This window comes from Microbacterium awajiense (genome assembly GCF_039536545.1).
Lineage (GTDB): Bacteria > Actinomycetota > Actinomycetes > Actinomycetales > Microbacteriaceae > Microbacterium > Microbacterium awajiense.
This window is the reverse complement of the sequence record NZ_BAAAYU010000005.1, coordinates 1,478,737-1,496,706: the sequence shown is the minus strand read 5'-3', so window position 1 is coordinate 1,496,706 and position 17,970 is coordinate 1,478,737. Positions and strand designations below refer to the sequence as shown.

Genomic DNA, 17,970 nt, shown 5'->3' with positions numbered 1-17,970 from the left:
CCTGCCGAGCTCACCGCGGCCGCCTGGTCAGCGGCTATCGGCACCTGCCGCGTACAGGCGGAACGACAGGATGCCGGTGCGGCTGGCCGCGATCGGCACCGGGCCGAACCCGGGCGGATCGTCGCGGGTGATCCGGATGTGGGTTCCTCCGCCCGTCTCATCGCCGTTGAGGACGCGGGCCGGCACCAGCCCGTCGTCGGCTCTGGCCACTTCGACGCACGACTCCACCCACAGCCGGCTGCCGTCCGCGCGGCGCGGTGTGAGCACGACGCCGCTCCCGCACAGCAGGAACCCATCCGCACAGGCGACGAGAAGGCCGTAGCCGTCGGGGAGGTCGCCCTCGCCCTGCGGGTCGAAGTCGCGCTCGATTTCGAACGTGACGCCGTCGAGTGCGATGCTCTCGCGTGGGCGGTCGTCGTCGAGGTGGAACGCGGCCCGTTCTCCGGTGCCGGCGACCTCTGCCACCGCCGACAGCTGTGCATAGGCACGCGCGATGCGGGCCAGTTCCCCGTCAGAGGCCGAGTCGACTCCGAAGGCCGCCATTCCGATCGCGGATGTCCGCCCCAGGGCCCGGAACAGCTGAGCGGGCGAGTCCCGACGCATCTCGGGGATGAACTGCATTCCGAACGACGCGTCGTACGACGATGCGCGTTCGAAGACGTCGCCGGCATAGACGTCCGGTGCCGCGAAGTCGACCGACGGCGCGGCGGCGCGCCAGATCTCCAGCATCCGCGGCACAGGGCCGCCGCTCGGGAAGTCGCCGGGCGCCGTGCCGCCCGCCATGGGGTTGGCATCCTCGTCGCCATCGAGCCAGGCGTTGACGTACATCGGCAGGGGCCACTCGCGTTTGCCGGCCTCGGCGACCGTGTCGACATACCGGCCGTAGTGCCACGCCATGAACATCTCGCCCGCGCGGTCGACGTCCGCGTCGGCATCGGCCCAGGCGTCGAGACCGAACCGGGCGGGTGGGCGCTGCCGCCAGGCGCGCTCAGCGAGTGCGCCGTGATCGCGGGCCGTGCCCAGCAGGCCCACCTCGTTCTCGACCTGCACCATGACGACCGTGCCGTGTTCCGCGTCCGCCTCTCGCAGATGCGACATGAGCGAGGCGAACGCCCGCGCATCCGCGGCGGCATTCGCGTCCGCGAGAGTCGAAAGCGCCATCAGCGGCTCGCCGTCCGCGCGTCGGGCGAGAGGGAACCGGTGGGGGTCGCGTTTGACCCACGCGGGCGTGTAGCTGGAGACGCCGTTCTTCCAGCTGCCGAACCACAGCAGGATGAGACGCTGACCACCGGCGCGCGCCACGGCGAGGAGATGGTCGACCAACCGGGTGTCGAAGACCCCCTCGGTCGGCTCCCACTGATCCCACGCGACGGGTGCGAGCACGGTGTTCGCGCCGCTGCGGGCGACCGCGACCCATGCCGCGTCTATCGAGACGGGTGTGGATGCACTCGAGTTGTGCAGCTCCACGCCGAGCACGGTGAACGGTGCGCCGTCGACCAGCAGGCGTCCGTCGTCGAGACGAGATCGCGGACTGCTCATGTCGATGCCTCGCTTTCCACGGGAAGGCTACGCGAGGCGATCAGGTCGCGGTACCAATACGCACTGCGCTTGGGTGTGCGTTCGAGTGTGTCCCAGTCGACGTGCACGATGCCGAACCGCTGGCTGTACCCCGCGGCCCACTCGAAGTTGTCCATGAGGCTCCAGAGGTAGTAGCCGCGGACGTCGGCACCCTCCGCGCGAGCACGGGCGATCCACTCGAGGAACCCGCTGACGTACCTGATGCGTTCGTCGTCGTCGGCTGTCTCTCCGGCTGAGGTCTGCACGGTGTCGGACATGCCGTTCTCGGTGATGAAGATGGGCAGATCCACCCCGTACTCGTCGGTCACGATCCGTATCGCGTCATAGGCGGCGCGGGGGTAGAACTCCATGCCGTTCGCGAGGTAGTTGCCACCCGGGTGCTGCTCGAGCGCTTTCCACCACTCGTCGACCTCCTGGTCGGCACGTGCGATGATCCGCGAGTACACGTTGAGCCCGACGAAGTCGATCGGACGCGCGATCTGTTCGAGATCGCCGTCGGCGATCTGGAAGCCCGAGCCCTGCGCGTCGAAGCGAGCGAGCATCGCCTCGTCGTACCCACCCGCGAACAGCGGGTCGAAGAAGAATCGGAAGCCGTCCTGTTCGCCCCGCAGCGCCGCGGCGGCGTCATCAGGATGATCCGTGGCGGGATGGCGCTTCCATACGTCGATGACGATGCCGATCTCGCCGGTGGCCCTGCTCGCCCGGAACACGTCGACTGCCCGGCCATGTGCGACGAGGGCGTTGTGCATCGCCTGATGCGCCGCCGCACGATCGGTGCGCCCCGGCGCGAACCCGCCCAGGCCGTACCCGACCCACAGCGCGATCGGCTCGTTGAGAGTGCTCCACTGCGGGACGCGATCGCCGAGCGAATCGAACATCAGACCCGCATACTCGCCGAACCAGTCGATGCTGTCGCGCGACGGCCACCCGCCTCGATCCTCGAGCGCCTGGGGCAGGTCCCAGTGGAACAGCGTCGCCGACGGCGCGATGCCCGCCGCGAGGAGGTCGTCGACGAGGCGGTCGTAGAACGCCAGCCCTGCCGGGTTCGGTCGTCCGGTGCCCTCGGGGAGCACGCGCGGCCAGCTGATCGAGAAGCGATAGGCGTCGACGCCGATCGAGGACAGCAGCCGGACGTCCTCCGCGGAACGGTGATAGTGGTCGCAGCTCACATCGGCGCGCTGGTCCTGCCAGATGGCGCCGGGCCGCCGCGAGAAGGTGTCCCAGATGGACGGGCCCTTCCCGTCGGCATCCCACCCGCCCTCGATCTGGAACGCGGATGTCGCCGTGCCGAAGACGAAGTCGTCGGGGAAGCGTGCGCTGGTCATGTCATCTCTTTCCGGGCAGCACCGGGGTGGGGCAGGACGCCCCGCCCCGGTGTACGGCGTCGACTCACTCGGCGACGGTGAATCCCTGGTTCTGGGCGTACTCCACGATCCGCCCCTGCCAATCCAGCAGCGCGGCCTCCATGTCGCCCCCGGAGTCGATCGCCGCACCGACCGTGTCCTGGAACACGCTCGTCACGTAGACCTGGAACGGCAGCCACTCCCAGCCCGGGGCGGTCGTGTCTGCGGACTCGGCGAACACCTGACGAGCCTGCTGACCGCCGAGGTAGGCGATCTCCTCGTCGACGAAGTCCGGTGCTTCCCACGCCGCGTTGGTCGTGGGCAGGAGACCCTGATCGTTCTTCAACGACTCGACGGCGACGGGATCGGAGTTGAGCCACAGCGCGAAGGTCGTCGCCGCGTCCTTCTTCTCGCTCTGTTCGAGCACGACGGTCGAGCTTCCTCCGAACTGGCTCGACGCGGGCTGACCCGCCTCCCAGCTCGGCATCGGCGCGACGCGCCACAGGCCCTCGTTGTCGGGCAGGTTGTTCTGCAGCGCCTGCAGCCCCCACGCGCCGACGACCCACGAGGCGATCTGCCCGTCACCCATCTGCCGGAACCACTCATCGGAACCCATCGTCGAGTGGATGAGCAGGTCACGCGCGTTCAGGTCGCCCCAGTACTCGGCCCACTGCTGCGGCCCGGCTCCGCCGAGGTCGATCGACACGTCGGCGGAGCTCACGCTCCACGGGTCGGCTTCCATCTGCCAGAAGCCCATGTAGGCGAAGTCGGCGAGTCCGGCATCGAGGTAGGTGATGTACCGGTCATCACCGGACGCCCGGATCGCCTCGGCGGCCACGGCGTAGTCGTCCCAGGTCTCGGGAACCTCGACTCCCGCGTCCGTGAAGACGTCCTCGCGGTAGTAGAGCACTCCGGGCCCGAAGTCCTGCGGTACGCCGTAGGTGGTGCCGTCGACACGCACGTTCTGCAGCACACCGCTGAGGAAGATGTCATCGAGATCGGCGTCGGTGCTCTGCTCGATGTCTGCCAGAGCGCCCGTGATGGCGAAGCTCGCGATCGCGTCGTAGGTGACCTGTGCGACGTCGGGGCCACCGCTTCCCGCGTCGATCGCGTTCTGCATCTTGGTGTACTGCTCCTGCCCGGCGCCCACGTTCTCGAGGTTCACGGTGATGTTCGGATGCGCTTCTTCGAAGAGATCGATCGTGGTCTGGATGTTCGGCAGCCACGACCAGAACAGGATCTCGACCGGTTCGTCCGACGTCGTCGGGTCGCCGGTCGGCGCAGACGTCGTGCAGCCGGCCGTGACCAGGGTGAGCGCGACGAGGGATGCCGCAGCGGCACCCCAGCGCTTGGCGGCGATGCTTCGGGTGATCATGGACAGTGCTCCTTTGCATTTCGCTGTGTTCGCGTCGCGGGTGCGGCGCATCGGATGGACGAAGACGATCGCGGGTTCATTGCTTGATCCCGCCGGCGGCGATACCGGATTGCCAGTAGCGCTGCAGGAAGACGAAGGCGACGCACAGGGGAAGGATCGCGACCAGGGCGCCGGTGATGACCAGCGGGTACAGCGGTTCGGCGACATTCACACCGCCCGCGTTCGCGAGCTTGTTCCACTGGCTCAGTCCTACGGTGAGCGGGAATTTGTCCTGCTGGTTGAGCACGATCAGCGGGAGGAAGTAGTTGTTCCAGGTCTGCACCAACTGGAACAGCAGCACTGTGACGAAGCCGGGGGCGAGAAGTCGGAACGCGATGGTCCAGAACGTGCGGAACTCGCCCGCCCCGTCGATCCGCGCAGCCTCCAGGAGCGAGTCGGGTACGGCGTCTGCGGCGTAGATCATCATCAGGAACAGCCCGAACGGACTGACCAGCGACGGCAGGATGACAGCGGCCTCGGTGTTGATGAGTCCCCACTGGCTGAACAGCATGTATGTCGGAACCGCGAGCGCCGTGCCGGGAACCGCCGTCGCACCGAGGATCGTCACGATCACGGCCCGCTTGCCGGCGAACGTGTACTTCGCCAACGCGTACCCTCCGATGGCCGCGATCACCGCGGCGCCGCCCGCGCCGACGACGGCGTACAGCACGGTGTTGCCGAACCAGCGGACGAAGATCCCATCCTGGTACGAGACGAGGTCCTGCAGGTTGTTCCACAGGTTGAGTTCGGGGGGCAGTGCGAGCCCGAACGTCGTGAACAACGCCGCGTTCGATTTCGTCGCATTGATCAGCAGCCAGGCGATCGGAAGAAGGAAGTAGGCCAGCAGCGTCCAATAGACGATCGTGAGCACGACCGAGCGCCGACGCGGCCGACGGCCGACCGCGCCGCGCGGCGACCGCGTGCGGGCCACGGCGTCGACTGTCGACTCGACCGTCGCGGTCATGACCGACCACCCCGTCGCGCTCGCGATGAGACGACTTGTACGAAGATCGCGGCGATCACGGTGACAAGGCCCATGAGGATCGCGATCGCGGCGGCGTAGTTGATCTGTCCGCCCAGGAACGACAGGGAGTAGGCATAGAGGTTGGGGGTGTAGTTGGTTGTGATCACGCTGGGACGCAGCGCCTGGAGGATGCTCGGCTCGTTGAACAGCTGCAGGCTGCCGATGATCGAGAAGACGAGGGCGAGCAGCATCGCCGGGCGCAGGGCGGGCAGCTTGATGGACCACGCCCGCCGGAACTCGCCGGCACCGTCGATCGCCGACGCCTCGTAGATCTCGGTCGGCACCGCCCGCAGCGCCGCATAGAAGATGAGCATGTTGTAGCCGACCATCGACCACGTGACGATGTTGCCGATCGACGGAAGCATGAGTCCCGGCCCGAGCAGGTCGGGGGCGTCGACGCCGAAGAAGCCCCAGATCTGGCCCACGAGGCCGAACTGGCCGCCGAAGATGTACCCCCACATCAGCGCGGCGACCACCGACGGCACGGCGTAGGGAAGGAACAGTCCCAGGCGGACGATCCGGCTTCCTGCGAGTCGTCCGCTGTCCAGCGCGAGTGCGGCGGTGAGCGAGATGAAGAGCATGATCGGAACCTGCACAGCGACGAACAGCAGGACTCTGACCACGCCCTCGCCCAAGAGCGGATCGGTGAGCGCGCGGGCGTAATTGTCGAGGCCCACGAAGACGGTGCCGCCGATGAGTCTGTTCTGGAAGACGCTGATCGTGAGCGCGTACAGCAGCGGTGCGATGACCGTCAGGGTGAACACCAGCAGGAACGGCAGGAGCATCGTCCACGCCACGACCATCAACCGACGCTGCACCCGACTGCGTCGGTAGGCGGTCGGGCGACCGGCCTGCCGTGTCGTCATCGCAGTCATCTTCGGCTGTTCCTCACCTGCGCCCGTCGTTGTTAGCGCAACCAATGACCACCATTGTTAGCGCAACCAAGCCCGTTGTCAAGCGGAGAGGCGACTTTCGCTACTGCCGAGGCGGCGCGGTGCTCTCGCGCACGACCAGTGAAGGCACGAGTGGGCGGAAGGGGTCGGGGGTGCGACCGTCGATCAGCTCGACCACCGAGACGATGCAGCGGCGCCCCAAGGTCTCGAAGTCCTGGCGCACGGTCGTCAGGGGCGGGATCAGGTACTCCGCCTCGGGAGCGTCGTCGAACCCGACGACGGAGACATCCTCCGGAACGCGCACGCCCCTGCCGTGCAGCGCGAGCAGCGCACCCTGGGCCATCGCGTCACTGGCCGCGTAGATCGCCGTGACCGTCCCGTCCACGAGAAGGTCCGAGACCAGCTCGAATCCGCTCTGGGCCGACCAATCGCCGTGCACCACGGGCCCCGGCTCGAGCTCTGCTGCGACGCACGCATCGCGCCACCCGAGCAGGCGCGCCTCCGCGGCGGCCCAGCCTGCCGGCCCGGCGAGGTGGGCGATGCGCGTGTGCCCGAGACCGACCAGGTGACTCACCGCCTGGCGCGAGCCTTCGGCAGAATCGAGCATGATCGGCTTGACCGACTCGGACTCGAACGCGCTGAGTGTGACGATGGGGGTTCCTTCGATGGACACGATCTCGAGCTGGGTGTCTTCGTGTTGAGGAGCGATCATCACGATGCCGTCCACGCCCTGCGCCCGCAACCGCCGGAGCCCGTCGAGCATCGCGGCACGATCGTCGCCACGCAGGCTCACCACGGTCACCGCGTAGCCGGCCTCGCGCGCCGCCTCCTCGATCGCCCACAGCGAGGACGTCGGCCCGTGGCCGACGGCGTCGGCGACGAGCACGCCGAGCACATGCGACTTCCGGGTGACCAGCGCGCGCGCCGCGAGATTGGGACGGTATCCGGTCGCCTCGACCGCTGCGAGAACCCGCTCGCGCGTTTCGGGCTTGACGAACTCGTACTCGTTCAGGACGCGCGAGACGGTGATGGCGGACACCCCGGCCTCCCGCGCCACATCACTCATCGTCGGCTGACGGTCGGCCATCGCACACCCTCCGTTGGTATCGCAACCAATTGTAGGCACGGGGCCCGACCGGTGAGGCACTTGCGTTCTCGTACTTAGTACGAGTACCATGGGCTCATCCATCCGAGATCGAACGTCTGGAGTCCATGGTGCGCCTGCTCGCCATCCTCGCCCTCGGCATCGGCGCGGTGCTGCCCGCGTCCACCCCCGACCCGGACGTCGAGACAACGATCGCCGTGGAGCTTCCGGCATCCGGCGCCCCGGGCGTCGCCTATGCGGTCGTCACCGACGGCGAGGTGTCGGCGGGCGGCGCCGAGGGCGAACGGCTCGCCGGCAGCGGAGAGGCCCTCACCGCGCAGACGCCGTTCGTCATCGGATCGATCTCGAAGAGCTTCACGGCGCTGGCGATCATGCAGCTGGTCGAGGCCGGAGAGATCGACCTCGACGCGCCCTTCTCGGACTACCTCACCGACTTCGCCGACGGCCCCGCGGCCGGCATCACCGTGCGCCAGCTGCTGAGCCACACCAGCGGGTACTCGACCCTGCAGGGCAACGCGTCGCACGACGGCTCCGACGATACGGAGGCGCTCGCGCAGGTCGTCGACGGTCTCGTCGACCTCGACCCCGCCTACGCGCCCGACGAGCGGTGGGAGTACTCGAACACGAACTACCAGATCGCGGGACGGATGCTCGAAGTCGTCAGCGGCCAGGAGTACCAGAGCTACATCGCCGAGCACATCCTCGAGCCGGTCGGCATGGCCGACAGCTTCGTCGCCGACGGCGCGGCGCACGACGAGATGGCGATCGGCCACCGACCGTGGTTCTTCGGGAGCCTGCCCGCCGACACACACACCGACCGCGCGACCGCCCCGCAGGGCGGGGTCGTCTCCACCGCCGACGACCTGGCGCTCTACCTGCAGACGATGATGAACGGCGAGGACGACGTGCTCAGCGCCGAGGGCAAGGCGCTCATGATGCGCCCGGCGAGCCCGGCCTCGCCGTGGTACGGACTGGGCTGGTTCATCGACACGGCGAACGGCACCGTCTGGCACTCGGGCGCGACGCCCGGCATCGAGACCCTCGCCACCATGGTCCCGTCGCAGGCCGACGCCGTCGTCGTGTTCGTGAACCGCGGCAGCGGAATGGGCTTCGGCGAGACGGTTCAGCTGCGCAACGCGGTGACCGCGGCGGGTCTCGATCGGGAGTATGCGGGCGAGGGCTCGCGCTGGGGTCAACAGCTCCTGTTCATCGGGCTCGCGCTGCTGCCGCTCTTCTATCTCGCCGCGATCGTGTGGGCGTGGCTGCACCGTCGGCAGATCCGGGCGAAGTCGGGCGTGGCCGGTCAGTTCAGCCTGTGGTTCCCTCTGCTGACCACCATCATCGCCGCCTGGGTGATGCTGAGCCTCGTGCCCGACATGATCGGTGCGCCCATCGGCACGATCCTCCTCTTCCAGCCCGACCTCGGCCTCGTGCTGATCGCGGGCGCCGTACTGGGGGTGGTGTGGTCGACGTTCCGCCTCGTCGTCGCCTTCACCGGCCGGCGTACGTCGACCCCCACCGAGGGGTAGCCACGCCCATAGGATTGCGCACATCCCAGGAGGCGCGCCCATGGAGCTCGAGGACACCGAAGAACGGATAGACACCAGCCGGGACGCCCGGCTGCCAGATCAGTTCGCCGCGGTGGTCGACGCCCTGTCGAACACCGTCGCACTGCGCGGACTCGTCGCGATCGCCGTCGGCACGGTCGTGCTGCTGCTGCCCAATGCCACGACGAACCTCGTGACCCTCATCCTGATCTCGCTGCTCGTGTTCAGCGGCCTCATGGACCTCTTCTACTCCATGACGGGCCGCCGCTGGTTCGGCCGCCGCATCAACCGCTGGCTCACCGCCCCGCGCGGACTCGCCGCCCTGCTCGCCGCCGCCGCGATGGGCGTGCTCACGTATGCCGGATCGAGCGACATCACCCTCACCGTCACCGTCGGTGTGCTCGGCATCTACGTCGGCGTCCGCGGAATCGTCGCCGTGATCGCCGCGATCGTGAAGCGTCGCGATCAGGACATGCTGCCCGGGCTCGTCGGGGGCGCACTGGCCATCATCGCCGGCATCCTGGCGTACACGGTGCCGTCGTCGATCGTGTCGACCGTCATCGTCGCCGCCGCGTCCGCATCGCTCGTGATCGGGTTCGTGCTGATCTCGTGGAGCTTCCGGCGCGCGTCCCGCGGCACGGGCGTCGATCCCGCCACGGCGTCGATCATCGATGTGCTGTGGGACTGGATCGACCGATCGGATGTCGGGCGGAAGGGTCGTTCGGAACGGGCGGACACCCTCTATCTGGAACGTCCCCAGCGGCTCACCAAGCTCGGCACGTGGTGGGTCATGCTCGTGCTCTCGGTCGCGATCGCGACCTTCGCGGTGCTCGCCGACTCCACGGCCGTCATCATCGGAGCGATGCTGGTGGCCCCGCTCATGACGCCCATCCTGGGGCTGTCGGGTGCGATTGTGAACGGGTGGGGCCGGCGCGCCCTCGAGTCCGCCCTGCTGGTGGCATCCGGAGCCGCCGTCTCGGTGGTGCTCGCGTACGGCATCACAGCATGGGCACCGGTCGCGATCTCGTTCACCACCAATTCGCAGATCGTCTCGCGCGTCAGCCCGAACACGATCGACATGCTGATCGCACTGGCCGCCGGCGCGGCGGGGGCGTTCGCCACCGTCAACTCGCGCGTCGCCGCGGGGATCGCCGGTGTCGCGATCGCCGTCGCCCTCGTGCCGCCGCTGGCCGTGGTCGGCGTGTGTCTCAACGGCGGCCGTTTCGACGACGCCGTCGGGGCCGCGCTGCTGTTCCTCACCAACTTCGTCGCGATCGTGCTGGCGGCCGCCGCCGTGTTCGTCATCACCGGCTTCGCCCGACCGTACGCACTGCGCAACAAGCCCCGCCAGATCCTGCAGACCGTCGCACCGTTCCTCGCCCTCGCGGGCATCATCATGCTTCCCCTCATGCTCACATCCGAGAGTCTGCTGCAGACCGAGAACCGCGAGCGCGACGTGCAGAACACCGTGCAGGAGTGGCTCGGCGACGACTCCGAGTTCGACATCACCTCGGTCTCGGTCTCGCCCGGACAGGTGCAGGTCACCATCACCGGCCCCGGCGACCCTCCCTCGGCGCAGTCGCTCGCCGATGCCGTGCAGGGCGACGTCCCCAACCCGGTGAGCCTGCAGTTGACGGTCGTACCGGTCGAGGTGACGACCATCCCGGCACCGTCGGGCTGAGCGACGATGTGACGCCGGTCATCCGGCGGCCGCGGCCCGGAAGGCCATCGGCGTGCATCCGGCATGGGCGCGGAATGCGCGCGAGAACGCGCTCTGGTCGGAGAAACCCGCGAGGAACGCGATCTCGCCCAGCGAGTTCGCCGTCTGGGCGAGCAGCGTCTCTGCCGTGTCGAGCTGCGCAGCGCGGGCGACGGACTGGAACGTCACCCCCTCGTCGGCGAGACGCCGGTGCAGAGTGCGTTCACTCATGCCCAGCCGCCGGGCGATCACCGTCCGCCGCGGAACCCCGTCGGGCAGGGCATCGGCGACCGCGACGTAGACCAGCGCCCGCACCGACGGGTCGCGGGTCTCGCGCTTGAGCACGTCGAGCTCGGCGAGGAAGTACGCCGACAGGCCCTCGTCGCCCAGCTGCGTCGGCCGCTCGAGCGCGGAAGGTGTGAAGCCGATCGCATTCCGCTCGGCGTCGAAGCGCACGGGGCATCCGAAGAACGTCTCGTGCTCGGCCGACGATGTCGGGCCCGGATGTCGGAACGACACCTCGGTGAGCGGAAGGTCGTCGCCCGCTGTCGTCCACAGCACCGATGCCACGGCGGCGAGTGCGCACTCGTTGGCCAGCTGGGCGCCCCGGCGATGGCTGGGCCGCGACATGACCAGGGCAGGATGGCGCCCCTCCTGCAGCTCGTACTCGAGAGTGTCGCTGAGCACCAGGATGTAGCGCACGAGCCGCACGAGTGCATCACGCACGGTGGGAGCCGTCTTCAGTCCCAGTCCGAGCGCACCGAGGTCGTCGGCTCGCAGCAGCGACGCGTAGCGCAGCGGAAGGCTGTGATCGCCCGGCGGCGTGACCCGCTCGAGCAGGTCGTAGTACGCGTCCGCCGCGACCACCTCGCGGGCGGCATCACGCGGTGGGATGTTCGGCGCGAGCCCCACGCTCGCAAGCAGCTCGTCGCGTGTTCCGGCATCCCGCGCTGCGTCGATGACGCGCCGGATGACCGGTCCGCCCACGACGCTCATACGACTCCCCCGTTCGCCCCCAGAGCGTAGTGCCATGCGTGGCCGCAGGTGCCCAATACGCGGCCGAATCGCGCAATACCGCGGGTATCCGCCGTTCCTAGCGTGGGGACATCACCTCACCGAAACCGACTGAGAGGACACACCATGAGCTTCCGCGAGAAGAGCGCCTGGGCCGTCATGGGGGTGCTCGCCGTGATCTTCGGCGGCTACGCCGTGGCGGTCGCTCAGCGCGTGGCATCCGTCGGCATCGCGGCGACCACCGTCACCGACGTGGCGGTATGGGCCGTGATCGGCACGGTGGTGCTGCTCGCCGCCGTCCACATCACGATGGCGGCGATCGCCCCACCCACCCGCGGCGAGCGCACGAGCACCGACGGCCGACGGGCGGGGTACGCGATCCTCGCCGCCGGCGCCGTCATCGCGTTCGTCCTCACCCTCACGGATGCCGCACCCTTCTGGGTCGCGAACGCGCTCATCACCGCCCTCGTGGCGGGCGAGATCACCAGTGCCGCCGCATGGATCAGCCACGAACGCAGGAACGCCCGCACCCAGCGGGCCTGAAGACAAGGAGCGATCATGACCGCCACCGACACCACCGCCCGCCTCGCGGGCGCCGCCTCGACGCCACGGCGACTGCGCCGTCTCGCCCGGATCGCCGGGGTGCTGTACCTCGCGATCTTCCTCATCTACCCGCTGTCGACGGCCGTGCGGGGCTCGCTGTTCGTGCCGGGCGACGCCGCGGCGACCGCGGAGGGCATCCGCGCCGACGAGACGCTGTTCCGCCTCGGCATGGCCGGTGAGGCATCCATCTTCCTGATCGAGATCGCGGTCGCCGCCGTGCTCTACGTGCTGTTCCGGCCCGTCAGCCGTGCGGGGTCGCTCGCTGCGGCGCTGGCACGCGTGGCGGAGGGCGTCGTCATGGCCGCCGGCAACGTGTTCACCAGCATCGCGACCCTCGTCGCGCTCAGCGGAGCAGGCTTCCTCGCTGCCTTCTCGGCCGGGCAGGCCGAGGCCCTGGGTCAGTTCTTCCAGGAGGCGAACGGATCGATCGTGCTGGTATGGGGCCTGTTCTTCGCCCTGTCGCTCACACTCACCGGCTGGCTCGCCTTCCGGTCGGGCTTCCTGCCGAAGATCGTCGGGATCCTGCTGGGCCTCGCCGGACTGGGCTACTTCGCCCAGAGCTTCGGCGTGCTGATCTTCCCGGAACTCGCCGGCCCGCTCGAGATCGTCGTGATCGTGCTCGCGATCCCCGGCGAGCTGCTCTTCGCCCTGTGGCTGCTCATCAAGGGAGTCGACACCGAGGCGTGGATGCGCAAGGCCGAGCAGGTGCAGCCATGAGGGCCGTGCGCACGCGTCGGCCCGGCTCGGTCGACGCCCTCCAGCAGACGGACCTGACCGTGCCGACGCCCGCATCGGGCGAGGTGCTCGTGCGCGTGCACGCGACCTCGGTGACCCGCGGCGACGTGGTGCTGCGCAAGATGCCCGCGCTGGTCGTGCGTGCCTTCGGCGAGAAGCCCAAGCGCGTGCTCGGCCACGAATTCGCCGGCACGGTCGCCGCCGTCGGCGACAGCGCGGTCGGCTTCGCCCCCGGATGCCGTGTCTTCGGCACGACGTCGGGCACCGAGCACGGTGCGCACGCCGAGTACGTGATCGTCGACGCCGAGGGGATCATCGCCGAGATCCCCGACCACGTGACGTTCGACGAAGCGGCACCGACGCCGGTCGGGGCGATGACCGCACATCACTTCCTGGACGAGGCCGGAGTCGCGAGCGGATCCACCGTTCTGATCAACGGCGCGTCCGGCAGCGTCGGAAGCTTCGCCGTGCAGATCGCCCGGGCTCGGGGTGCCGTGGTGACCGCGGTCACCTCGGCCCGCAACGCCGCGCTGGTACGGGGCCTCGGCACTGACGACGTGATCGACCACACGACGACGGATCCCACCGCGATCGGACGTCGGTTCGACGTCGTCTTCGACGCCGTCGGCACCCTGCGGGAGCGCCGGGTGCGAGGCATCTTGGCCGCCGGCGGGCGCTACGTGACGGTACGCACCCGCCGAGAAGAGACCCTCGACGAGCTGATGGCCGTGCGCGATCTGCTCGCGTCGGGCGCGCTGCGAGCGGTCATCGACCGCGAGTACGGGCTCGACGACATCGCGCAGGCGCACATGCACGTCGAGACGGGCCGCAAGCGCGGAAATGTGCTCGTGCGGGTGCGGGGCGAGGAAGGATGGGGGCTGTGATCCTGGCATCCGCTCTCACCGTCGCCCTCGCGCTGCTCGCGGTGTTCCAGGCCGCGCTCGTCTTCGGCGCCCCCCTCGGCCGCTTCGCGTGGGGCGGACAGCACCGTGTGCTTCCGGCCCGCCTGCGCATCGGCAGCGCCCTGTCGATCGTGATCTACGCGCTCATCGCGGTGATCGCGTGGGATCGGGTCGGTGCCATCGACGTGTTCGGCGACGTGTTCTCGCAGATCGCGATGTGGGTGATCTTCGCGTACTTCACGCTCGGGATCGTCATGAACGCGATCTCGCGCAGCAAGCCCGAGCGGTACATGATGGTGCCCGTGTCGATCGTGCTGGCGGCCCTGTCGCTGCTCATCGCGCTGAGCTGAACCCTCCGTCCGACAACAGAAGGAATGCGCCCATGTGCCGCTGGCTCGCCTATCGCGGAGAACCGCTGCAACCCGCGATCTTGATCCTCGATGCCGAGCATTCGCTGGTGAAGCAGTCTCTGAATTCCCCGCTGGGCGCAGAGACGGTCAACGGCGACGGGTTCGGGTTCGGGTGGTATCCGGCGGATGCCGCCCAGGGCGGCCTTCCGGCGACGTTCCACTCCATCGAGCCGGCGTGGAACGACCAGAACCTGCGCGAGATCACCCGTGCGGTGCGCAGTCCGGTGTTCCTGAGCCATGTGCGCGCCGCCGCCGCACCACCGATCCAGCAGACGAACTGCCACCCGTTCCGGTACGAGAACTGGCTGTTCATGCACAACGGCTATCTCGCCGACTTCCCTCTGGTCAAGCGGGATCTCACGTTCGCGATCGACCCGGACCTGTACCCGCACGTGCAGGGGACGACCGACAGTGAGGTGCTGTTCCACCTCGCGCTGACCTTCGGACTGCGCGATGACCCGGTGGCGGCTCTGGCGAAGGCCATCCAGCGCGTCGAGTCCGTCGGCGCCGACCACGGTGTGAAGTTCCCCGTGCAGGGCACCTTCGCGGTGTCAGACGGGGTGACGCTGTGGGCTTTCCGCTACTCGACGCAGGGCCGCACACGGTCGCTCTTCCACTCGGTCGACGTGCCGACCCTGCGGCGGATGTACCCCGACGCCGAACGTCTCAGTCTCTTCGGCGACGACGCCCACGTCGTCGTTTCGGAGCCGCTCAACAGCCTGCCGGGCACGTTCGTGGAGGTGCCCGAGTCGACGGTGGCCATCCTCGACCCCGACGGGTACCGCCACGAGTCGTTCGCAGTGCGCTGACTCGGGCGCTTTCCGGGCTGAGACGGTCGGTAGTGGTCGGCGCAGTATGCGTCAACCCCCTCCCCATCTGCCCCCGTTCGCGCTCTGATGGGAATCGGGAGGCGCGTGATGAAGAGGATCGTTTACGCCGGCAGTGAGCTGCTCACCGGTGATGCCATCGCCGATTCGCTCATGAGCCTGAGTCAGGCGCTCGCAGATGTCAGGGCTGCAGCGAGCGTCGACATACCGGTGATCCTGCCGAGCGGAGCACGAGGGGTCGCCTCGCTGCTCGTCGGCCCCGCCAGCCAGATCGTCGCCGTCGCCTCCGAGAGCGACACCCCCGAGCTCATCGACGACGACGTCGTGACGGACCTCGAGTCACGCGTCCGGCGGCTGCGTCCGTCGGCGATGACCGATGACGAACCACCCCCCGGGCTCGAGTGGGCGGACGACCTCTGATCGACCGGTGAGGGAACTCCTGAGACCCGGCGACGGTGACCGCTGCCCGGGGTAGCGACGCGAGACTCCGATGGTGTGGGATGCCGGTATGCGAGACGAACAGATCCCCCTGCTCGACGCGTGGTGGCGCGCCGCCAACTACCTGAGCGTCGGTCAGATCTATCTGCGCGAGAACCCCCTGCTGCGTCGCGAGCTCGTCGCAGAGGACGTCAAGCCTCGACTGCTGGGGCATTTCGGCACCGTCCCCGGGCTCAATCTGATCTACGCGCACGCCAATCGACTGATCCGGGAACGCGACCTCTCGGCGCTGTACATCGCCGGTCCCGGCCATGGCGGTCCCGGCATGGTCGCGAACGCCTGGCTCGACGGCACCTACACAGAGCGCTACCCGTCCGTGACCCGCGATGCCGCGGGCATGACGCGGCTGTTCCGGCAGTTCTCCACGCCCGGAGGCATCCCGAGCCATGCCGCACCGGAGACGCCGGGATCGATCCACGAGGGCGGCGAGCTCGGGTACTCGCTCAGCCACGCCTACGGAGCGGCCTTCGACAACCCCGACCTCACGGTGTTCTGCGTCGTCGGCGACGGCGAGGCCGAGACCGGACCACTGGCCACCGGCTGGCACGGGAACAAGTTCCTGAATCCGGCCACCGATGGCGCAGTACTGCCGATCCTGCACCTCAACGGGTGGAAGATCGCGAACCCGACGGTGCTGGCGCGCATCCCCGAGGCCGAACTCGAGAGCCTGATGCGCGGGTACGGGCACGATCCGATCCTCGTCTCGTTCGATTCGACGGATGCCGCCGAAGAGGTGCACCGCCGGTTCGGCGCCGCGCTCGAGATGGCGCTCGATCGCATCGCGGACATCCAGACGGCTGCGCGCGAGAACGGCTCGTCCGAGCGCCCCGCGTGGCCGGCGATCGTGCTGAGGTCCCCCAAGGGATGGACCGGCCCCGTCGAGGTCGATGGGCTGCCCGTGGAGGGCACGTGGCGCGCGCACCAGGTTCCGCTGCCGTCGGCGCGCGACAGCGACGAGCACCTGCAGCAGCTCGCGGACTGGCTGCGTTCGTACCGACCCGACGAGCTCTTCGACGACGAGGGGGCACCCCTGCCCGAGACCGTGGCGCTGGCGCCGCGAGGCGACCGACGGATGTCGGCGACGCCGCATGCGAACGGGGGCCTGCTGCGACGCGATCTCGACCTGCCCGACTTCCGCGACTTCGCCGTCGACGTCGACGCTCCCGGATCGTCCGACGCCCAGGCCACCGCCGTCCTCGGCGAGTACCTCGCGGAGGTGATCCGCCGCAATCCCCGGGACTTCCGGCTGTTCGGGCCCGACGAGACGGCATCCAACCGCCTCGCGCCGGCCGTGTACGCGGTGACCGACAAGCAGTGGAACGCCCAGACCATCCCGCTCGATGAACACCTCGCTCGGGCCGGGCGGGTCATGGAGGTGCTCAGCGAGCACCAGTGCCAGGGCTGGCTCGAGGGCTACCTGCTCACGGGCCGTCATGGCGTCTTCAACAGCTATGAGGCCTTCATCCACATCGTCGACTCGATGTTCAACCAGCACGCCAAATGGCTGGAGGCGTCGTCGCAGGTGCCGTGGCGGGAACCGATCGCGTCGTTGAACTACCTGCTGTCCAGCCATGTGTGGCGACAGGATCACAACGGATTCACCCACCAGGACCCGGGGTTCCTCGACGTCGTCGTCAACAAGAGCGCAGACATCGTGCGCGTCTACCTGCCCTTCGACGCCAACACCCTGCTGAGCACCTACGACCACTGCCTGAGAAGCACGGGCTATATCAACGTCGTCGTCGCGGGCAAGCAGGACAGTCCGCAGTGGCTGTCGATGGACGATGCGGTCCGCCACTGCACGCGGGGCCTGGGAACGCTGGCCTGGGCGGGCACCGAGACCGACGGCGAGCGCCCCGACGTCGTCCTTGCGGCTGCGGGCGACGTTCCGACCGAAGAGATGCTCGCCGCGGCGGCGATCCTGCGCGAACGCGCCCCCGACATCTCCACGCGAGTGGTCAACGTCGTGGACCTGATGCGGCTGCAGTCCGAGGACGCCCACCCGCACGGCCTGTCGGATGCCGACTTCGATGGGCTGTTCACCGCCGACAGGCCGATCATCTTCGCCTTCCACGGCTATCCGTGGCTGATCCATCGCTTGACGTACAAGCGCACCGGACACGGCAACCTGCACGTGCGCGGCTACAAAGAGAAGGGAACGACGACCACGCCGTTCGACATGGTGATGCTCAACGACCTCGACCGCTTCCAACTCGCCATCGATGTACTCGACCGGGTGCCCGGCGCCGCAGAACGGCATGCGATCCTGCGCCAGGAACTGCACGACCGCCGCACCGCCGCGCGCGCGTACACGCGAGAGCACGGTGAGGATGAGCCCGACATCGAGGGGTGGCGCTGGCACGGCTGAGCCGGGACCT

Annotated in this window: 16 protein-coding genes; 9 read left to right on the top strand and 7 right to left on the bottom strand. The window is 68.7% G+C overall.

The features are described 5' to 3' along the window. Window positions 1-27: 27 nt before the first annotated feature. The 6 genes from ABD663_RS13565 to ABD663_RS13540 all read right to left on the bottom strand — a co-directional run bounded on the left by ABD663_RS13565 (window position 28) and on the right by ABD663_RS13540 (window position 7,339). The gene (locus tag ABD663_RS13565; RefSeq protein ID WP_344739407.1) at window positions 28-1,539 is read right to left on the bottom strand and encodes a DUF5597 domain-containing protein; all 1,512 of its coding nucleotides are present in this window, start codon (window positions 1,537-1,539) and stop codon (window positions 28-30) included. After that, entirely contained in the window at window positions 1,536-2,903 is a 1,368-nt protein-coding gene (locus ABD663_RS13560; protein WP_344739406.1) for a GH1 family beta-glucosidase, read from the bottom strand. Before ABD663_RS13560 ends, ABD663_RS13565 begins: the two co-directional genes overlap by 4 nt. Before the next feature lie 64 nt (window positions 2,904-2,967). Beyond that, entirely contained in the window at window positions 2,968-4,296 is a 1,329-nt protein-coding gene (locus tag ABD663_RS13555) for an ABC transporter substrate-binding protein (protein ID WP_344739405.1), read from the bottom strand. Window positions 4,297-4,372: 76 nt separating this feature from the next. Continuing rightward, window positions 4,373-5,299, bottom strand: coding sequence for a carbohydrate ABC transporter permease (locus tag ABD663_RS13550; RefSeq protein ID WP_344739404.1), 927 nt, complete (start codon window positions 5,297-5,299; stop codon window positions 4,373-4,375). After that, window positions 5,296-6,234 (bottom strand): carbohydrate ABC transporter permease, encoded by a 939-nt coding sequence (locus tag ABD663_RS13545; protein WP_425561784.1) that lies wholly within the window; start codon window positions 6,232-6,234, stop codon window positions 5,296-5,298. The genes ABD663_RS13550 and ABD663_RS13545 overlap by 4 nt, the downstream gene beginning before the upstream one ends. A 100-nt stretch (window positions 6,235-6,334) precedes the next feature. After that, entirely contained in the window at window positions 6,335-7,339 is a 1,005-nt protein-coding gene (locus tag ABD663_RS13540) for a LacI family DNA-binding transcriptional regulator (protein ID WP_344739402.1), read from the bottom strand. 125 nt (window positions 7,340-7,464) lie between these two features. On the opposite strand from ABD663_RS13540, the gene ABD663_RS13535 reads away from it, so the two are divergent. Both ABD663_RS13535 and ABD663_RS13530 read left to right on the top strand, forming a co-directional pair. Continuing rightward, a complete protein-coding gene (locus tag ABD663_RS13535; protein ID WP_344739401.1) occupies window positions 7,465-8,886 on the top strand; it encodes a serine hydrolase domain-containing protein in 1,422 nt (473 codons plus the stop codon). Between the two features lie 40 nt (window positions 8,887-8,926). After that, the gene (locus ABD663_RS13530) at window positions 8,927-10,585 is read left to right on the top strand and encodes a DUF389 domain-containing protein (protein WP_344739400.1); all 1,659 of its coding nucleotides are present in this window, start codon (window positions 8,927-8,929) and stop codon (window positions 10,583-10,585) included. An 18-nt stretch (window positions 10,586-10,603) separates the two neighbouring features. On the opposite strand, the gene ABD663_RS13525 is transcribed toward ABD663_RS13530, so the two are convergent. Then, window positions 10,604-11,599: an AraC family transcriptional regulator gene (locus ABD663_RS13525; RefSeq protein ID WP_344739399.1), complete on the bottom strand. Its 996-nt coding sequence runs from the start codon at window positions 11,597-11,599 to the stop codon at window positions 10,604-10,606. Between the two features lie 144 nt (window positions 11,600-11,743). On the opposite strand from ABD663_RS13525, the gene ABD663_RS13520 reads away from it, so the two are divergent. From ABD663_RS13520 to ABD663_RS13490, 7 genes are all read left to right on the top strand, one after another. Continuing rightward, on the top strand, window positions 11,744-12,160 hold the full coding sequence (locus ABD663_RS13520; protein ID WP_344739398.1) for a hypothetical protein: 417 nt from the start codon (window positions 11,744-11,746) through the stop codon (window positions 12,158-12,160). A gap of 15 nt (window positions 12,161-12,175) precedes the next feature. Beyond that, on the top strand, window positions 12,176-12,937 hold the full coding sequence (locus ABD663_RS13515; protein ID WP_344739397.1) for a DUF4386 domain-containing protein: 762 nt from the start codon (window positions 12,176-12,178) through the stop codon (window positions 12,935-12,937). Beyond that, window positions 12,934-13,839: an NAD(P)-dependent alcohol dehydrogenase gene (locus tag ABD663_RS13510; protein ID WP_344739396.1), complete on the top strand. Its 906-nt coding sequence runs from the start codon at window positions 12,934-12,936 to the stop codon at window positions 13,837-13,839. Before ABD663_RS13515 ends, ABD663_RS13510 begins: the two co-directional genes overlap by 4 nt. After that, window positions 13,836-14,207 carry a hypothetical protein gene (locus tag ABD663_RS13505; protein WP_344739395.1) on the top strand — a complete coding sequence of 124 codons (372 nt, stop codon included), beginning with the start codon at window positions 13,836-13,838 and terminating at the stop codon, window positions 14,205-14,207. Before ABD663_RS13510 ends, ABD663_RS13505 begins: the two co-directional genes overlap by 4 nt. A 32-nt stretch (window positions 14,208-14,239) precedes the next feature. Beyond that, a complete protein-coding gene (locus ABD663_RS13500) occupies window positions 14,240-15,076 on the top strand; it encodes a class II glutamine amidotransferase (protein WP_344739394.1) in 837 nt (278 codons plus the stop codon). A gap of 108 nt (window positions 15,077-15,184) precedes the next feature. After that, window positions 15,185-15,514, top strand: a complete 330-nt coding sequence (locus tag ABD663_RS13495) for a hypothetical protein (RefSeq protein WP_344739393.1) — start codon at window positions 15,185-15,187, stop codon at window positions 15,512-15,514. Window positions 15,515-15,584: 70 nt separating this feature from the next. Continuing rightward, window positions 15,585-17,960, top strand: coding sequence for a phosphoketolase family protein (locus ABD663_RS13490; RefSeq protein ID WP_344739392.1), 2,376 nt, complete (start codon window positions 15,585-15,587; stop codon window positions 17,958-17,960). Window positions 17,961-17,970: the final 10 nt, after the last annotated feature.

Bases quoted from the DNA above. Each gene is read 5' to 3' on its own strand.
- ABD663_RS13565 (WP_344739407.1), bottom strand. From the start codon at position 1,539: ATGAGCAGTCCGCGATCTCGTCTCGACGACGGACGCCTGCTGGTCGAC.
- ABD663_RS13560 (WP_344739406.1), bottom strand. From the start codon at position 2,903: ATGACCAGCGCACGCTTCCCCGACGACTTCGTCTTCGGCACGGCGACA.
- ABD663_RS13555 (WP_344739405.1), bottom strand. From the start codon at position 4,296: ATGATCACCCGAAGCATCGCCGCCAAGCGCTGGGGTGCCGCTGCGGCA.
- ABD663_RS13550 (WP_344739404.1), bottom strand. From the start codon at position 5,299: ATGACCGCGACGGTCGAGTCGACAGTCGACGCCGTGGCCCGCACGCGG.
- ABD663_RS13545 (WP_425561784.1), bottom strand. From the start codon at position 6,234: ATGACTGCGATGACGACACGGCAGGCCGGTCGCCCGACCGCCTACCGA.
- ABD663_RS13540 (WP_344739402.1), bottom strand. From the start codon at position 7,339: ATGGCCGACCGTCAGCCGACGATGAGTGATGTGGCGCGGGAGGCCGGG.
- ABD663_RS13535 (WP_344739401.1), top strand. From the start codon at position 7,465: ATGGTGCGCCTGCTCGCCATCCTCGCCCTCGGCATCGGCGCGGTGCTG.
- ABD663_RS13530 (WP_344739400.1), top strand. From the start codon at position 8,927: ATGGAGCTCGAGGACACCGAAGAACGGATAGACACCAGCCGGGACGCC.
- ABD663_RS13525 (WP_344739399.1), bottom strand. From the start codon at position 11,599: ATGAGCGTCGTGGGCGGACCGGTCATCCGGCGCGTCATCGACGCAGCG.
- ABD663_RS13520 (WP_344739398.1), top strand. From the start codon at position 11,744: ATGAGCTTCCGCGAGAAGAGCGCCTGGGCCGTCATGGGGGTGCTCGCC.
- ABD663_RS13515 (WP_344739397.1), top strand. From the start codon at position 12,176: ATGACCGCCACCGACACCACCGCCCGCCTCGCGGGCGCCGCCTCGACG.
- ABD663_RS13510 (WP_344739396.1), top strand. From the start codon at position 12,934: ATGAGGGCCGTGCGCACGCGTCGGCCCGGCTCGGTCGACGCCCTCCAG.
- ABD663_RS13500 (WP_344739394.1), top strand. From the start codon at position 14,240: ATGTGCCGCTGGCTCGCCTATCGCGGAGAACCGCTGCAACCCGCGATC.
- ABD663_RS13495 (WP_344739393.1), top strand. From the start codon at position 15,185: ATGAAGAGGATCGTTTACGCCGGCAGTGAGCTGCTCACCGGTGATGCC.
- ABD663_RS13490 (WP_344739392.1), top strand. From the start codon at position 15,585: ATGGTGTGGGATGCCGGTATGCGAGACGAACAGATCCCCCTGCTCGAC.